14 protein-coding genes and 1 pseudogene are annotated in these 15,985 nt (G+C 63.6%); 6 read left to right on the top strand and 9 right to left on the bottom strand.

Annotated features, from left to right (window positions below; all coding sequences use genetic code 11):
- Nucleotides 1–3 precede the first annotated feature (3 nt).
- Both MKK88_RS33090 and MKK88_RS33095 read right to left on the bottom strand, forming a co-directional pair.
- Nucleotides 4–1,068, bottom strand: a complete 1,065-nt coding sequence (locus tag MKK88_RS33090) for an ABC transporter substrate-binding protein (protein ID WP_244007907.1) — start codon at nucleotides 1,066–1,068, stop codon at nucleotides 4–6.
- Between the two features lie 690 nt (nucleotides 1,069–1,758).
- A complete protein-coding gene (locus MKK88_RS33095; RefSeq protein WP_244007909.1) occupies nucleotides 1,759–2,652 on the bottom strand; it encodes a LysR family transcriptional regulator in 894 nt (297 codons plus the stop codon).
- 143 nt (nucleotides 2,653–2,795) lie between these two features.
- Here MKK88_RS33095 and MKK88_RS33100 point away from each other — a divergent pair, with 143 nt between their 5' ends.
- Nucleotides 2,796–3,947, top strand: coding sequence for a pyridoxal phosphate-dependent aminotransferase (locus MKK88_RS33100; RefSeq protein ID WP_244007911.1), 1,152 nt, complete (start codon nucleotides 2,796–2,798; stop codon nucleotides 3,945–3,947).
- A complete protein-coding gene (locus tag MKK88_RS33105; protein ID WP_244007913.1) occupies nucleotides 3,902–4,831 on the top strand; it encodes an AEC family transporter in 930 nt (309 codons plus the stop codon). The genes MKK88_RS33100 and MKK88_RS33105 overlap by 46 nt, the downstream gene beginning before the upstream one ends.
- Nucleotides 4,832–6,068: 1,237 nt before the next feature.
- Here MKK88_RS33105 and MKK88_RS33110 read toward each other — a convergent pair.
- Both MKK88_RS33110 and MKK88_RS33115 read right to left on the bottom strand, forming a co-directional pair.
- The gene (locus MKK88_RS33110; protein WP_244007915.1) at nucleotides 6,069–6,230 is read right to left on the bottom strand and encodes a hypothetical protein; all 162 of its coding nucleotides are present in this window, start codon (nucleotides 6,228–6,230) and stop codon (nucleotides 6,069–6,071) included.
- Between the two features lie 188 nt (nucleotides 6,231–6,418).
- On the bottom strand, nucleotides 6,419–6,841 hold the full coding sequence (locus MKK88_RS33115; protein WP_244007917.1) for a hypothetical protein: 423 nt from the start codon (nucleotides 6,839–6,841) through the stop codon (nucleotides 6,419–6,421).
- A 38-nt stretch (nucleotides 6,842–6,879) separates the two neighbouring features.
- Here MKK88_RS33115 and MKK88_RS33120 point away from each other — a divergent pair, with 38 nt between their 5' ends.
- Both MKK88_RS33120 and MKK88_RS33125 read left to right on the top strand, forming a co-directional pair.
- Nucleotides 6,880–7,167 (top strand): hypothetical protein, encoded by a 288-nt coding sequence (locus tag MKK88_RS33120; RefSeq protein WP_244007919.1) that lies wholly within the window; start codon nucleotides 6,880–6,882, stop codon nucleotides 7,165–7,167.
- A 43-nt stretch (nucleotides 7,168–7,210) separates the two neighbouring features.
- Nucleotides 7,211–7,708 (top strand): DUF892 family protein, encoded by a 498-nt coding sequence (locus tag MKK88_RS33125; RefSeq protein ID WP_244007922.1) that lies wholly within the window; start codon nucleotides 7,211–7,213, stop codon nucleotides 7,706–7,708.
- Nucleotides 7,709–8,605: 897 nt separating this feature from the next.
- Here the strand turns inward: MKK88_RS33125 and MKK88_RS33130 are convergent.
- Nucleotides 8,606–9,325, bottom strand: a complete 720-nt coding sequence (locus MKK88_RS33130) for a hypothetical protein (RefSeq protein WP_244007925.1) — start codon at nucleotides 9,323–9,325, stop codon at nucleotides 8,606–8,608.
- Between the two features lie 304 nt (nucleotides 9,326–9,629).
- Here MKK88_RS33130 and MKK88_RS33135 point away from each other — a divergent pair, with 304 nt between their 5' ends.
- Together MKK88_RS33135 and MKK88_RS33140 are read left to right on the top strand one after the other, a co-directional pair.
- On the top strand, nucleotides 9,630–9,917 hold the full coding sequence (locus tag MKK88_RS33135) for a hypothetical protein (protein WP_244007926.1): 288 nt from the start codon (nucleotides 9,630–9,632) through the stop codon (nucleotides 9,915–9,917).
- Between the two features lie 152 nt (nucleotides 9,918–10,069).
- On the top strand, nucleotides 10,070–10,840 hold the full coding sequence (locus MKK88_RS33140; RefSeq protein WP_244007928.1) for a Crp/Fnr family transcriptional regulator: 771 nt from the start codon (nucleotides 10,070–10,072) through the stop codon (nucleotides 10,838–10,840).
- Between the two features lie 137 nt (nucleotides 10,841–10,977).
- Here the strand turns inward: MKK88_RS33140 and MKK88_RS33145 are convergent, their stop codons facing one another.
- The 4 genes and pseudogenes from MKK88_RS33145 to MKK88_RS33160 all read right to left on the bottom strand — a co-directional run.
- Nucleotides 10,978–11,244 (bottom strand): hypothetical protein, encoded by a 267-nt coding sequence (locus tag MKK88_RS33145; protein WP_244007930.1) that lies wholly within the window; start codon nucleotides 11,242–11,244, stop codon nucleotides 10,978–10,980.
- 223 nt (nucleotides 11,245–11,467) lie between these two features.
- Nucleotides 11,468–12,910: a PAS-domain containing protein gene (locus MKK88_RS33150; protein ID WP_244007932.1), complete on the bottom strand. Its 1,443-nt coding sequence runs from the start codon at nucleotides 12,908–12,910 to the stop codon at nucleotides 11,468–11,470.
- Between the two features lie 499 nt (nucleotides 12,911–13,409).
- On the bottom strand, nucleotides 13,410–14,900 hold the full coding sequence (locus MKK88_RS33155; protein WP_244007934.1) for an amidase: 1,491 nt from the start codon (nucleotides 14,898–14,900) through the stop codon (nucleotides 13,410–13,412).
- Nucleotides 14,901–15,738: 838 nt separating this feature from the next.
- A pseudogene (locus MKK88_RS33160) lies at nucleotides 15,739–15,985 on the bottom strand (hypothetical protein); the annotation flags it as partial.

Consider the following 15,985-nt stretch of genomic DNA (forward strand, 5'->3'; position numbering starts at 1 on the left):
CGCTCAGGCCGACTTCAGCTTGAGCTTGCCGTAGAGATCCGGGTTCTCGGCGATGACCTGTTCCAGAAGGGTCCAGTCGATCGCGTCGCGGCCGGGCTTCTTCTTGATGTAGCCCATCTCGGCGACGGAATCGGTCCGGTCGAGGATGAACTGCGTCTGGTTGCGGGCGTCCACCACCGAGGGCTGCCGGCCCATGGCGAGCTGGGCGTTGCTCATCGAGGTCTTGTAGTAGGAGCCGACGAGCTTGTTCAGGGCGGCCTGGGGATCGCTCTCGGCCAGGGCCTGGGCCTTCATCATCCCCTTGATCAGGGCTTTCACGGCGCCCGGGTTCTTGGCGATCAGCTCGTTGCGGACCGCCAGCACGCAGTCGGTGTAGCCCTTGCCGTAGATGTCGGTGCCGTCGGAGAGCTTCACCGCGCCCTTCACGTCGGTGAGCAGCGCCGTGCCGTAGGGCTCGATCGTCGAGATGATGTCCAGCGCCCCGGCGCGGAACGCCTCCACGGCCTCCGGGGTCGAGCCCATGTAGCGGACCGTGATGTCCTTGAAGGCGACGCCGTTCTTCTTCAGCCAGTCGTAGGGCAGGACCTCCAGCGTATCGAGCTGGAAGGTGCCGAGCGTCTTGCCCTTGAGCTTCTCCGGGCTGTCGAGGCCGGGCTGGGCCACGAGCACGCAGCCCTCGATGCCGCCGCCGGCCACGATCTTCACCGGGGCGCCCGCGTCGTAGAGCGCCATGAAGCTCGTATAGGGCATCACGCCGGCATCGACCTGGCCCATCCCGAGGAAGGTGACCTGATCCGAGAAGGTCGGCGTGTTGACGAAGTCGATCGTCAGCCCGTCATCCTTGGCGAGCTGCATCGCCTCGGCCAGGAAGAAGTTCAGGTTGCAGAAGCCGGTGCCGTGGGTCGCCCGGATGTCGGTGGCGGCTGCGGCCCGGCCGATCATGCCGGGTCCGACCGCGAAGGTCAGGGCCGCGGCGGTGCCGCCGAGGAAGCGCCTGCGGTTGGGCTTGAACCGCGAGAAGTCGGGCGTGAAATCGGGAACGCGATAATCGCCGTGACGGTCGCACATATCGACTCTCCTTAGGAGGCGGATATCGGAATCTCTCAGGCAGCGCGTGGCGGCTTCCAACCGGTCACGCAGGGGTTTGAGGTCTGAAACAGGGTCATGGCGATCGATGAGATCGGGCCACCCGGAACCTCGCGGCCTCGACGGCACGCCAACCTGTAGCGGCCGCCGGGGGGCGACGCTGCGCTGGCGGACAGCTTACAAGAAGCATGCCAGCTAGAATCCGGCGTCCGGTCGAGCCCTCCAGGAATTTGTCTTGGCCAATTGTCTTGGCCGCCGCGCCACCGTCTTTGATCTTTGAACGATGTCGCGCCTTCTGGAGACGGCGGGACATGCGCGCATTCGAAACGTCAAATCTAACGTTCTTGCGTCACGACCCCCACTCCAGCGCTTCGATGCCGTTGGGGGCGTCCATCTCATCACCTTTCCGGAAGAGTTGATCACGGTCCACACGTCCCGCTCGGGTCGGCAGGAGGCCGTCCGGTTTTGCGGCACGCCTTCTCCGCAGCGGCCGGTCCGCTTCCGACCAATCCCGGTTACCGCAGTTCACCTGCATGAACGTCTGAGATGGGTGGCTTCCTGCCCTTCCGCTTTCGGGCGCCTGATGTATCGAAGCGGACCTCGCGCACGAACGAACACAATCCGTTTCTGACGCTCGGAACGTCTACTTCGCGGTCGCGCGTCCACACCACCTCATCGCGACTCCGATCTCGAAGTGGTCCGCGCGATCTTCATCACCGCCTCGGCCAGGGCTCCGGCAAGACGCCCACTGCGGCGATCTTGCCGTTCAAGAAGCACGACGCGCCGGGTCAGTTGAGGCTCGCCAAAGGGCAGGCAGGTGAGGTGGAGGGTCGCCCGCAAATCGTCGGAGAGCGGGATGACCGCAACGCCCAATCCCCGCTCGACCATCCGCAGAATGACATCCTGGCTGTCCAGCACCATCTCCTCGCGGACTGTCAGACGCATCCGCCGCAACTCCCGGTCAATCACCCGCCCTGCCCAGGCTTGGCTGTCGAAGCGGATGAACGGAAGCTCTTCCAGCAACTTGCGCGGGCTGAGATCCGCGTGTCCCGTGGGGGCGACGAGCCAGAAGCGGTCTTCGTAGAGCGGGGTCCAGACGAGGTTCTGAGGATGAGGGCGGACGGGTTCCGTCGTAATGGCGGCGTCCAAATCCCCATTCGAAACTTGCAGAGCCAGTTCTGCTGACATGCCGGCGGCGACGTGGACGCGAACCCGGGGATGGGCTTTGTTGAGATCGACCAGGGCCTCCGGCACGGCACCGGATAAGGCGGTCTGGATGGCTCCGAGTGTCAGCCGCCCTGCAAGCGATTGTTCATCGCTCAAGGCCGACGCGATCTGATCGTAGAGCTCCAACACCTCCGCCGACTTCTCCAAGACGATCCGCCCAGCAGGCGTCAGCCGAGGCAGCCGTCGAGATCGGTCGAAGAGTTGCGCCCCGAACTCATCCTCCAGGGCCTTGATCTGCAAGCTGACGGCCGATTGCGTCAGTCCCACCACTTCACCGGCCCGAGCGAATGATCCGTGCTGGGCGATGGCTTGCAGGGTCCTGAGAACGCGGAGTGACATGGTCCAACGACCGATGAGAAAAAGTCATCGAGACGACGATATTTAAGAATTTCTGCTCGTCAAAGCAAACTGTTACGCAGCGAGTCATGAAGACCGCTGCACCGAACCAGCCGACCGCCGTGAAGGGGTCTCCCATCCTCGCCATGGCGCGCCGTGCCGCAGAGCTTCGCGCTGCCGGGCACGACATCGTGGATCTCACACTCGGCGAGCCGGATTTTGCCGCACCGAGCCATGTTGCGGATGCCGCCATCGAGGCCGCACGAGGACCTTTGGGCTACACCCCGTCCAACGGCATGCCCGCCCTACGCGGGGCTGCGAGACAGGCGGTCGCACGTAACCGCGGTCTTGACTACGCGGACGCAGAAGTCGCGGTCGGCTGTGGTGCCAAGCAGGTGATCTTCAACGCCTTTCTGACGACCATAGAGCCAGGGGACGAGGTGATCATCCCGGCGCCCTACTGGGCCAGCTATCCCGACATGGTCCGGCTCTGCGGCGGACGGCCCGTGATCATACCCTGTCCGATGGTAGAGGGCTTTCGTCTGTCGCCGTCTGCGCTTGCCGCGGCCGTCACGCCGAGGACGCGATGGGTCGTGCTCAACGCTCCAGGCAATCCCTCAGGCACCTTGTATGATTATGCCCAGATGACAGCTCTGGCGGAGGTGCTGCGGCTTCATCCGCACGTGCTCGTCATGTCGGACGAGATTTACGCCCCGATCCGCTACGCCGCGGAGCCCTACGTGAGCATCGCCGCGGTCGCGATCGATCTGCGTGACCGCATCCTCCTCGTCGACGGTGTCTCGAAAGCCTACGCCATGACCGGGTGGCGTGTGGGCTGGGGGTTCGGACCACAGGCGCTGATCGCCCGCATCACGGCCGTCGAGGGTCAGAACTGCACTCAGACTGCGACGCTGAGCCAGATCGCGGCAATTGCCGCGCTGGACGGCCCGCAGGACGTTCTGGCTGAGCGGAACACCGTCTACCGCGAGCGCCGTGATGCGGGCGTGGCCGTCCTTGCAGGAAGCTCGGCCCTGACCGTGCCGGTTCCGGAGGGTGCCTTCTACCTCTTCCCGCGACTCAACGGCTCCGCTGACGACGTGGCGGTTGCCGACAGGCTCTTGGAGGCAGGTGTCGCGACCGTGCCCGGCAGCGCCTTCGGTGCCCCGGGTCACCTGCGCCTGTCCTTCGCCACCGGCACCGCCAGCCTCGAAGAAGGCTGCCGCCGCATCGTCGCGGCCCTGGGAGAGCAGGCATGTCCGGCGCCGTCCTTCTGGCCCTTCTACCCATTGTCGGCTTGATCGCGCTCGGGATGGTGCTGCGGCACCGCCGCTTCCTCGACGACGGCTTCTGGCCGCAGGCGGAGCGGCTGGGCTACTTCGTCCTACTCCCGTGCCTCTTCTTCCACGGGCTGGCGACCGCGCAGCTTGAGGCGCTGCCCGTCGGCGAAATCGCCCTGACGTTGATCCTCTCGACCGTCAGCGTCGCCGCGCTCGTCCTCGCACTGCGCCCCCTCATGAAGGTGGATGGCCCGGCCTTCACGTCGGTGTTTCAGGGCAGCGTGCGCTTCAACAACTACGTCGGCGTGACCCTGGCCGCCGGTCTGTTCGGAGCGAAGGGCATTGCATTGGCGGCCATCTGCAACGCCGCAATCGTGCCGACCGTCAACGTGCTCTGCGTGCTGGTCTTCGCCCGTCACGGCTCGGCGAAGCTGAGCGGCCGGGGCCTCATCAAGCAACTGGTGACGAACCCACTCGTCGTAGGCTCTTCAGGGGGCATCGCATTCCAGATGCTCGGCCTGGGCCTTCCGCCGGGGCTGGAGCCTGCCATGAAGGCGCTGGGCGCGGCCTCACTGCCTCTCGGTCTTTTGTGCATCGGCGCCGCACTGGAGTTCCGCTCGGCGCGGCAGTGGGTGGGGCCGGTCGCCTCGTCATCTGCGATGAAGTTCCTGGCGATGCCCGTCGCCACGGTCCTTGTGGCCGTGCTGACCGGCCTGAAAGGTCCCGCGCTGACGACCGCTCTTCTCTTCCAGGTGCTACCGACCGCCTCCTCGGCCTACATCATGGCGAGGCAGCTAGGTGGCGACGCCGCGTTGATGGCGGGCATCACGGCGACCCAGACCGTGCTCGCTCTGGCAGTGATCCCATTGGTACTGGCCGGTCTGACAACGGTCGTGCCCCTCTGAGGGAAGGGCCGGCGAAGGTCTAACCCGCGCGACCTGTAGATGTAGCACAGTGGTGTCACCGTCTCCCCAAGGCGACAGTCCACGTCCGTTTGCTGATGCCCAGCCAACAGCTGCTCCCCGCCCCAAGCCGGAAGTTCTCAAACGGCTGACAAAACGGCCGCTTTGGAGGAGCGCCGGCAGCGGTCCGAATGGCTGGGTTGGGTCGGCAGCAGCAGGTCTGCTTTTCCGGCGAGGCTGCTCCGAAGCGGCCATTCCGCTTACGGCCATACTACGTCACGCTGGCTCATCGGAACGCGCAAGACCGGACATTCGGCTTGGCGGCCATCTCCGTCATAAATTGAGCCGCGGACGCTCCTCAATAGCGGACGTTCCCCGTGACGGGCGCGGTGGCGCGTCCGCATAAGGGGACGGTATGGAACGTCGTGGCATCCAAGCACGTGAATAAGCGCCGAACCGGGATCCTTTTCTAAAGTACGGTAACGTCCTCAACAAACGAACGTTTTTAGCCTACGAGCGGGGTCCCGATCGGCACCGACGGGGACCCCGCTCCCTATTCGATTTCGCTAGTGATGACAACGCGCTGCCTTAACTATGGTCGGGGTCCCGCTTCACCGCCGATCCACAGCCTGGGGCCTGCCGGACAACGGCGTGAATTCGCCTGACGGAAAAAGCGAACGCGCGCTCCGGTAGATCGACGAGGAACGAGTCGGCTTCCGCAGCGGCATCGAGGTTTATAGGTCTGTAATTCGAACGCTCAATGGCCACGCTTAGTTGCAAAGGCATCTCCATCAAGATGCGGTAGTACGTGGGTCGTCTGGGCATTGTTATAGACGTAGGACTCAACGAATGGTCGGCCGGGCTCTGTCTTCGTTGTACCTCTACATCGTTGGATTGCCCGCTACCGGCTGGATGGTTCGAATGATTACGGTATCGATCTCTCGCCCTTAAGAGTCTGACAGCCGATCGGATCAAGAACAGTCGGCATCAAGCACGCTCCCTGTCCAACAGGACGATCCCAGCGAACAGGGCTGCAAAGACGCCGACGAGTGCCAAGCGGTTCACATGAGTAGAAGGCACCAACTAGTGAACCGATCCCGTGGCAGTCGCCGCCGGTCCATCGGCCACAGGTGCGTCCCGTTAGAGCCACGTCGCGTATTTGCTTAGCTCACACGCTGTTGAGATCGGACGCTCCCCCGCCCACGAAAAGGCGTGGGCGGATCCGGCGCCGGTTCGAAATTCAGTCGTCGAACGGCTGTTGCGGCAACGGCCCGTAGCGCTCTTCCAGCTCGGCCTGACCGGCGTGGGTAATCTCGTACTCAACGCTGTCCTTATCGGGTTCCGTTCGCCCGGTAGCTGCCACGAGGCCGAGAACCTCCAGACGACGCATGTACGCGGTCATTGGATAGACGCACGGACCAGCCTCAGAAAGCAGTCGTAGGCGGTAGAGGCTGGCGGGCGGGAGCTTGTGCATCGTCTACCAGTGTACCAGCCACTGGCTGCAGTGCCAGAACGCACGACGATCACCCGGCCCGTGAGCAGATCGGGGTAGGGCCTAGCGGCACGCTGCGGTTCGGCGATCGAGATCTGTCAGCCCATGCCCGATCCGGGCTTGGCCACCGTGGCATCGTCAATCCGCGGGAGATGCGCGTCATGTTGTTTCAGGGTGTCCTCAAAGGCGAGGAGGAGCCTTTCAGCCTCCTCGGTCAAGATACCGTTCATTCTCATCCGGGCTATGAGAAATCGTTGACTGGCAAGCTGACCCGCGCCTTCGCGGATATGCCGGCGAACCATCTCAAGCTCGGTTTCGTTCGCGCTCGCCAGGGGGATGGCAGCCGCCTCATGACGACATGCGGATTTCTTCCATACTAGCACCTCTGCCGTAGCCGCACCGACAGCCCGTGATCCAATCGGGCGGTGAGCCCGAGATCCGGTTTCGGTAATTGAATGGATGAGGCCGCATCCCCCCGCCGCGAGCAGTTGCCACACGGGGTCGGCAGGAACAATGATCAAGAAGTGCCCTTCTCTTCAGGCTTAGATCTGGAGGAAGCATGTCCAAAATCCTGAATATCACTGCCGCCGCCACGGTACTCATGCTGTCAGCGAGCTTCGCTGTGGCCGCGCCGTGCAATGTCGGCACGACGACGAGTGCCGCCACTGGGAAGGATACCAGTTCGAACGTCGATGGTGGTTCGACTGCCAAGGTGAGCCCCGGTGCCAAGGCGGAGTCCCCGGGCACGGTCGGTGCGATGAACAACACCGGCGCCGCCATGAAGGATGACGGCTCGAAGAAGGCCCCCGAGGGTCAGCCGGTTAAGCCGGGCGCCGATAATTGCTGAGCGTGGACCACTCGCTTTGAGCTATTGAGATAAGGATCCAGGCATGAACGACGTAAAACGAGCGATGGACGTCTATCTCAATGGGCTGCGCAATCAACACGCCGTCGAGACCCAGGCGATCGGTACGATCCAGAACGAGTTACCTCGGATGGAGGCGTACCCAGACCTACACGCCAAGATGAAGGCCGATCACGAACGTTCGGTCACACAGGCTGCACGACTTGACGATCTCCTCGCAAAGCACGGGTCTAAGAAGTCGCTTCTTAAGGAAGCGGTCACCGGCACCGTCGCTACAGTGGCGGGGTTTGCCCATGCCGCCGCGGGTGACGAAGTGCTGAAGAACGTTCTCGCGGCTATTGGGTTCAAGGCCTATGAGATCAGCTCATACAAGGTGCTAATTACCCTGGCTGATGCGTCCGGGGCCAGCGATGACAAGTCCGTACTGGAACAGTCGATGAAGGAGGAGCAGGAGATGGGCGACTGGCTGGGCAGCCATCTCCCGAGTTTTGTGCAGGGCTATCTCGCCCAGAAGTCCGCATAGCCATCAGCAGTTGCGAAGCCAAATGGCTGCCCTTGTCGCGGGTGGATATTTCGCCCGCTTCAACGGTTGTACTTATCCGCGCGATGGTCAGTCCCGCCGCTGGCGGACAAGGATCATCCTCATGACAATTCTAATGGCCGCCGCTCTGGCGATTGCTGTGTTTGGTGTCGCGCTAGCGTCGACAGCCTACCGCTTTGCACCAGTATCGAGACACATAGCGAGCGGGGATATCGCCCTCGTGGGCGGCATCAGCGCTGCCGCGTTGGGTAGCCTCGGAGCACTCCTGCAGGTGTTTACAGCCTGATCTGCAGGTTTGATGAACCTCCGCCAACCTATGATCAAATCGGGTGGCGGGGCTCTTGATTGCTGGCACCTTTCACAAGCTGGCGGGGGCTCTCCTCGGGGCCGCGGGCGATCCTTTATCTCAAATTCCCTAGATATTGCTCTGGAGCATCCGTGTGAGCTTTACGGTTGTGGATCGCAATGACGATCACGAGCAGGAGGACGCGGTACGTCGAGGCGTCGCTGACGGCTTAGCTCGGTTGCTCGGGGTGCCGAAGCATCCAGACAGAGTGCAAGCGATGCTCGACCAGAACGCTCGTGATGAACAAGTCCCTAGTTTGGCCGAGCCCATCTGCGACGCCATCGTGCGGCGAGACCGCTCCTGATCGGCGTAGAGTTCGAGAAGACCCATCATTGCTGACGGGTATCCCGATCCAAGACGCCGCCCAAGACCGCTGTTGAGACTCAGCTAGCCGGCCTCTTCCATCCTGATCTCGGGCCGCGTCGCGTTCTGGCCCCTTGCCGTGAGGAACGGCACCAAGCCCCGTTAGCCCGTGATCAGATCGGGCGGCGGGCCGAGCTGAAGCCATGAGAGCCTGCGGCCGAGCGCCATTCTCAATGCCGACGCAGTACCCGCTTGACCCGACTTTCCGCATGGGGATCCACATAGTGCAGCAGCGCCGTGGCGCGGATAGCGTCAGCATCACAGGGCTCGTTGGTGTGCAGCGAGCGGTAGCCCCAGAAGAAGTAGAGGCTGCCAGGCTTGAGCGATAAGCGGATCACACGCTTGCTGCCCCGACGGTATGCCGCGTTGAACAGCGCCTGTGAGAACCGGTTATCGACCAGCACCTTGTCCACGAGGTTTCCGAGGTAGGTCCGTCGAATGCCGCGGGTGTTGGGGTGAATAATCAACCGACCGGGATTGCCGCGATCCGGCACAGTGACTGGGATCAGGGCGGTCAGGACGTAGGAGTCAAAATGGAAGCGCATGGCGTGCTTCTTGGCGCTTTTCCCTGAAAGGCAGCGCAGAATTTGATAGAAGCCGACGTCAGGCGCGGGCTTTCCGAGCTCGCTCTCATAGATGCCACGACAAAGGGCTACGAATTCTGGGTCGTCCGGCAGGTTGGCCAGAAACGTTCCGGCGAGATGCTGAGTCCCATTAAAACCAACGTACTCACCGCCATTGGATGTGATCGCCTCTTTAACGAACGTTTGAGCGGCAGATAGATCATCCGGATTGACGAAATCATCGACAACAGCGTATCCGTTCGCTGTAATTTCGTGCGCTAAGGCCTTCGGCAGCGTTCCGGACGGGTCTCCAACCATATAGTTCATGAACGCGCCCTCAGATCTTGAGATTTTAGCTCAGAGGTCGTCACGCGACTTGCATTAGGTGCTGACGAGAAAGCACATCCTGACGCGGTGAGCTGCATGCAGAAGGCGTGCCTATATTTGCCAGATGGGAGGGCAATCCCGCTTCTCGCCGCATGGCCGATAGGCCGCGCTTGCCGTAGGCCATAGGATGGCTTCCGATTTCGTCCCCACCATGCTCCCCGAAGCCGCCGCCGTGTGACGCAGCGCGATAGAAGACCTGTCTCCGCACGCCTCGCCCTGCCGGTATCTCACCCCGGCCCGGTGGGTGCCGCTTCGGGAGACCGCTATCGACTTCTGCGACCGCCTCGGCGCCGAGGCGCATGCGCTCGGCTGGACCGCGGCCGAGTTGTTCGCCCTCCACCCTGAGCACGGGACGCTGCGGGTAGACTGCTGCGGCGTGCTGAGGGTCTCCAGCAGCAAGGCCCTGGCGGTCAAGCCGACCCGGGTCAAGTTTGATCGAGGCTCGGGCTACCGGACCAAGCAAGGGCAGGTTTGGGGCATTCTGGTCTGGGAGTTCGCAGCGCGGGTCGAGCGAATTAGCGGAAAAGACTAGGATCGACCGCACCCCTCAGGTCCGCTGTGGGTAATTTTCGGCCGGTCCGCTCCCGCGCGGTTAGGCCACCACATGGAAATCAGCGGCGACGCGATCTAATTGAATACCGGTATGCCAGGACTAGATGGCTGTCGCGGGAGGGATGCCTCGCTTTGCAAACATACCTCATCCGCAAGCTCGCACACGGCGCGGCTCTCAGCGAGAATGATCGCGCTCTCCTAAAACACCTCGCCCGTTGCACCCGGAACGTCGAACCGCATAAACCACTGGTCAGTGAGGGCGATCCGGTCCAACGGGTTTTTGTCATGCTGCGCGGCTGGGCTTGCCGCTCGAAGCTTCTGCCTGGCGGTCAGCGCTTGATCACCGATCTGATCTTGCCGGGCGACATCAGCCACGTTCAAACTAACCTACTTGGCTACGCGGATCACTCCGTCGTTGCGCTGACCCGCGGCGTAGTAGCCGAGATCGACCCCTTGGAGATCCCGGATGCGATAGAGCGCTCGCCCGGCATCGCGCGGGCGGTGCGCTGGTCCTCGCTCCAGACCGATAGCATCTTGCGTCAGGCGCTCATCAACAACGGACGGCGCTTGTCGGCTCCGCGCATTGCTCACGTGATCTGCGAAGTGCAGGCTCGCTTGCTGGCGGTCGGCGTCCCTGTGGAGGATGGCTTCGCGTGGCCTCTGAAACAGGATGAGCTTGCTGACGTGACAGGGATGACTGCAGTTCACGTCAATCGATCCCTCAAAACGCTACGGGACGAGGGATTGATCCTGCTGCAGCAGCGCCGGATGCTCGTGCCGGACGCAGAACGGCTGGCGGCTTTCTGCGCATTCACCCCAGATTATCTACACTTTACCTATGCCTCCGCCGACGAGAGACGCCCTCAGCTACGCGCGATCGCTCTGGAGACGGAGCGGTTGTGAGGCCGAGGACAGATCGTGGGCGATCGCGCGCTCCACAATTTGTCGGGTATACGGGACGCTCCGACCGATGCCCTGGATGAAGCCGCCTAGCTGGACGAGCAACCGTTCGCGCAGCTGCTCGCGATCAGTCTCGGCGCTCATCCCTCGACAGGGAAGCCGATGATCACGGCGGTCTTCACCATCGTGCGGCGCAGGCCCGGCTTGGTCGCCTTAGCGGCCAGCCGCTTCTTGACCTGCGGGTGCATCTCAGTTGCCTTCGCGACATCGATGGTGTGACCGGACTTGAAGGCGAAGGGCTTGGCCGACTCGTCCGCGAGATAGGACGCGGTCGCTGCTTCGATCTCCTTGTCCGACACCTCGGATTTGCGACGAAGGTCGGCGACGCTGAGAATCTCTTTGGCCATGCCCTGAGCTATTGCGGAGCCATTGCCCCTTTCCCCGATTACCCTGTTGAAAGTGCGATGGTCCCTGCCAGCCCTTGATGGCGTCGGCCGGCAGGATATGAATAAGCGCCGAACCGGGGCCCTTTTCCAAACGACGGTAACGTCCTCAACAAACGAACGTTTTTGGCCTACAGGCGGGGTCCCGATCGGCGCCGACGGGGACCCCGCCCCCTATTCGATTTCGCTAGTGATGACAACGCGCTGCCTTAATTATAGCCGGTGGGCCCGCTTCACCGCCGATCCACACCTCACCGCTGTCGAGTGCCAGCGCGAGCCGCTCCTCGCTGACACGCAGGTGAGCCTCGCTCTCGCGCAGTGCCCGTTCTGCGCTGCGGCGGGTGGTCACGTCGGTAAAGGTGCGTACAACGCCGCCCGTCGTCACCGGCAGCGTGCGGACTTCGAGGATGGTGCCATTTGGGCGCTGACGCTCGTAGTTGTCGACGCGCAAATCCGGCTCGCCCGATTCCAGCCACCGCCTGAGGCGATCCGGCAGGTGGACGAATTCGCCGTTCTCAAGCTGATGCCTGCGCACAGCCTGGAAGGGCGCGCCGTCATAGAGCAGGCTTTCAGGTACGCCCATCATCGCGGCGACGCGGCCATTGTGCACGCGGACGCGATCGTCAGCGTCAGTCATGAGCAGGCCCTGATCCATCGCTTCCAGGGTCGCGCGCAGTAACGCCCCCGTGTCGCGAAGCTCCCGCTCTGAGCGGGCCAGATCGGTTACATCGAGGCACACGCCATGCAGCGAGATGACACGACCCGCCTCGTCCCGCTCGGCTACACCACACACGGAAACGTACCGCACCTCGCCATCCCGCCTCAGGACCCGCGAACGGTGATCGTAGCCGCCGCGCGGCAGAGCACTGCGGTCGGCCATCGCTGCCTCCATGCGCTCACGCACAGCCGCACGATCGTCGGGATGGTAGAAGTCGAGATGCTCCTCCAGATCGAGCACGTGGAGTTCCGGGTTACGACCGAAAACGCTCGCGATGCCCGCTGACCATTCAATCGTCCGATTGGCTACATCGATGCGCCAATGGCCGAGGCGAGCTGTCTCCTCAGCGATTGCTTGGAACTCATTCGCTGCCAGGAGACGACGCTCGACGCTCATGCGTTCGGCGATCTCCACTTCCTGACCCTTTTGTGCCTCACGTAAGCGAAGGTGTGCGACGAGGATCTCAGCTAAATCGCGAAGCTGACGGACCTGCTCGGGCGAGAAAGAGCGCGCAACCGTGTCCTTGATGCAGAGCGCCCCGACACGGATCCCGGGTCGGAGTATCAACGGCGCCCCGGCGTAGAACCGTATGGCTTGCTCGCCATGCACCAATGGATTCGCGGCGAAGCGCCGGTCGCGCGTCGCATCGTCGACGACGAACACCTCATCGGAGCCGATAGTGTAGCTGCAGAAGGCGATGCTTCGCTCCGTACCGTCGAGGTCGATGCCACACTTGGCCTTGAACCACTGTCGGTCCTCGTCAACCAACGAAACCAGGGCGATCGGAACGGAGAATAAGTCACGCGCCAGACGGCAGACAGCGTCGAAGTGCGCCTCGTTCGGCGTGTCCATGATCGCGAGGTGGCGCAGGGCAGCCAGCCGGTCCGCTTCGTTTGATGCAACCGCCAACATCTACTCACCCACCAAACCGGCTGGGAAACGAAGATGACCCCAGTCGATGCGCGCTAAGGTTGTAACGAGGGCGTTTTAACGAACTATTCCTGACAAGCCCCACTCACTTGCGTTCAGGCCACCGTCAAATAGCTGTCGCCCTGCAGCGTTGAAGACCTGACCGCAGGTCTGCTCTCCTGCGCGACCCCAACTTCCGCCGATCAGCCTAAGCCAAAAGTCACAGAGCGGCTGATGAACGTCCGCTTCGGGGAAGCACCGGGGGCCCTCCTGACGGCTGGATTGGGTCGGCAGCAGCAGGTCTGCTTTTCCGGCGAGGCTGCTCCGAAGCGGCCATTCCGCTTACGGCCAACTCCAGTCAGCCGCCGCCCTGGCGGCGGCTGTTCATCAGTCGGGGCAGCTTGGTGAACATCTGTGCTGTCAGCGTTCTATCCTCAGGTCCAGATGCTTGCGTTGTCTTTCGCGGTCGCCGAGACAAGCGCTGCCCGCAAGCCGCCCACTTTCAGATCTCGGGCGCGGTCCATCCGCCAAAGCGCATTTCAAGATGACGGGCGAGTGCGAGGGCCACATCCTCCCGCCACGGGCGAGCCGCCACCTGAACGCCGAGCGGCATGCCTTCCGGCGATGTGCCGACGCGAACCGTCGCAGCCGGCCACCCGGTCAGATTGTGCATCTGCGCGTAGCCGGCGCCTTTCTGCAGGTCCGGATCGAAGCTGGTGCCGTGCCGCGGCGCCGCGTACGGCAGGACGGGCGAGAGCAGCGCGTCGTAGTCCTGCATGAACGCGAGCATCGCGTTGCGGTAGGCATCCCATCGGTTGAACGCCGCCAGGGCCTCCGTGATGCTTCCCATCGCGGGCGAAGAACGTGACTCCAGCGACTGCTCGAATAGCGGTGAGATGCGCTCAGTGCCAACTGACTTCAGGAAGGCCCGGACGCCCGCTGCGCCGTCGCCGCGGGTCATGTCGTAGTAGATGGTCCCCGCCTTCGCGGCGTCCGGCGGTCGGCGCTCCTCTACGCTAACGCCCGCCTGCGCGAGCGCCTCGGCGGCGTGGTGTACGGCCGCCGCGATCTCGGCCGTTGGCGGCGCGAACCCATCGTTGTCGAAAAAGGCCATCTTCAGTTTCGCGATGTCGACGGCGCGACTGTCGAGCAGCGGCATGTCGACGATCGTGTAGTCCTGGAAGTCGGGCCCGGCGATGATCGGCAAGGCCAGGGCCAGATCATCCACCTTGCGGGCGATCAGGCTGACGTGGAAGACGGCGTTGCGCGCGCCCATCGGCCGGGGGAACTGACCGGTGCGCGGCACGCGGCCCGAGGTCGGCTTGAGCGCGGCGAGTCCACAATAATGGGCGGGGACGCGGATGCTGCCCCCGGCATCGGTCCCAAGCCCCAGCGGCGAGCCGGCGGCTGCGACGATGGCGGCCTCGCCGCCGCTGCTGCCCCCGGGCGTGCGGGCGAGATCGTAGGGGTTGTTCGTCCGCCCGTAGACGAGGTTGTCGGTTTCGAGGGCCCCAGCCAACTCAGGCACATTGGTCTTGCCCAGCACGATCGCACCGGCGGCCCGCAGCCGCGCGACGGCGGTGGCATCGGCCTTCGGGACGTAGCTCTTACGCCCCAGCGTGCCGCCGGTGCAGATGGTCCCTGCCGTCTCGAGAGTGTCCTTGATCGTGACGGGAACGCCGTGGAGCGGCCCCTTGACCTGACCGCGCGCCAGCATGGCATCGGCCTCGGCCGCCTCTCGACGGGCGGCCTCCGCGGTCAGCTGCACGACGGCGTTCAAGCGCGGGTTCACTGCGGCGATGCGGTCGAGATGGGCGTCGACGATCTCGCGCGCCGAGAGACGACCGCCACGGATCGTAGCCGACAGTTCGCTGGCGGATGCTGACGTGCTTGCAGGGGCCGCACCGACCGCTCGTGCAGGCTCAACTGCCGTCATCGCACCGGCGGCGGCCATGCCGACGAGCGCGGTTCGGCGATCGATCCGTTCAACCATGGTGTTCCCTTCCGGAGACCGAGCCCCTCAGCCGTCTGCTTGCGACCGCGGCGCTCTGTAGCAACGTGTGTGCCCCACCATAAGCAGCGCCAAGCGGGTGGATCGCCTATTCAGAGCCTGGGGAAATTCAGCTTGTGGCGCGTTCCAGGCTGACAATCTGGGCTGCTCCGACGCGCGCATTTGGGATGCGGCCCGGGCGGCCAGATGGCCGGAGTGGGCGCGGGACGGTCGGAATGGCTGTGCGCCTGACGTCAGCTTGCAAGGACAACCCGGGTGCGCCGTTACAGCAAGGTCGGATCGAACGCGGAATGTCCGTTTTGGGCTGAGACGCCGAATTCCGGTTACCAACCCACGCGAACCTTGGTCGGCAGCGGCTTGAAGGTCCGCTTGGGGGCACTTTGAGGCGACCGACTGCGCCGCGTAGAGTGTCCGCTTCACCGCTTCAATCGCCGAAAGCAGACGAGCGGCTTTCGGCCAGACTACGTCACGCTGGCTCGTCGGAACGCGCAAGACCGGACATTCGGCTTGGCGCCTGCTCCGGTCATTGAGCGCTGAAGGGCAGGCTCTCGAAAGCAGACATCAAGGCGTTTCCAGTGACACCCTCATAGCCGTGCCAAGCTAGGTTGCCCTCCAAGCGCGCATGTGTGACCCAATGTCGAGGCCGATTGCGGTTGACCAAATAGCGGAGGTCGGCGGGGACCACGCCATCGATCGTCGTCTAGAGTCAGCCCGACGGTTGTCTATTCGATCAACGCCGGCTTGGGCGCCTCAGAGATCCGCACGGGCGATGCGATTGACCGCCGAGGCTATGCGGGTCGCTCGCTCAAAGAGGCATGCCTCAAGCGGCGGTCGTCCGCTTCGACACCGACGCGAGCGGCGGGGCATGCCGTAGGTTGGGCGGCGTCTTGAAGTCCCGGGCAGCGCCCCGGGATGCCTGAACGCCGCGCGGGAAGCCGCTGCGATCCCGATAGGAGCGCTTCCGACCCACCGCACGGCTGTGCCGGGCCGTGCTGGCCTGAGCGTCGATCAGGTCGACCGCCGTGATGCCCAGCAGCAGGGCCAGGGCGATCACGACATTGTCGCGC

The organism is Methylobacterium sp. E-005 (assembly GCF_022829725.1).
In the GTDB taxonomy this organism is placed as follows: Bacteria; Pseudomonadota; Alphaproteobacteria; order Rhizobiales; family Beijerinckiaceae; genus Methylobacterium.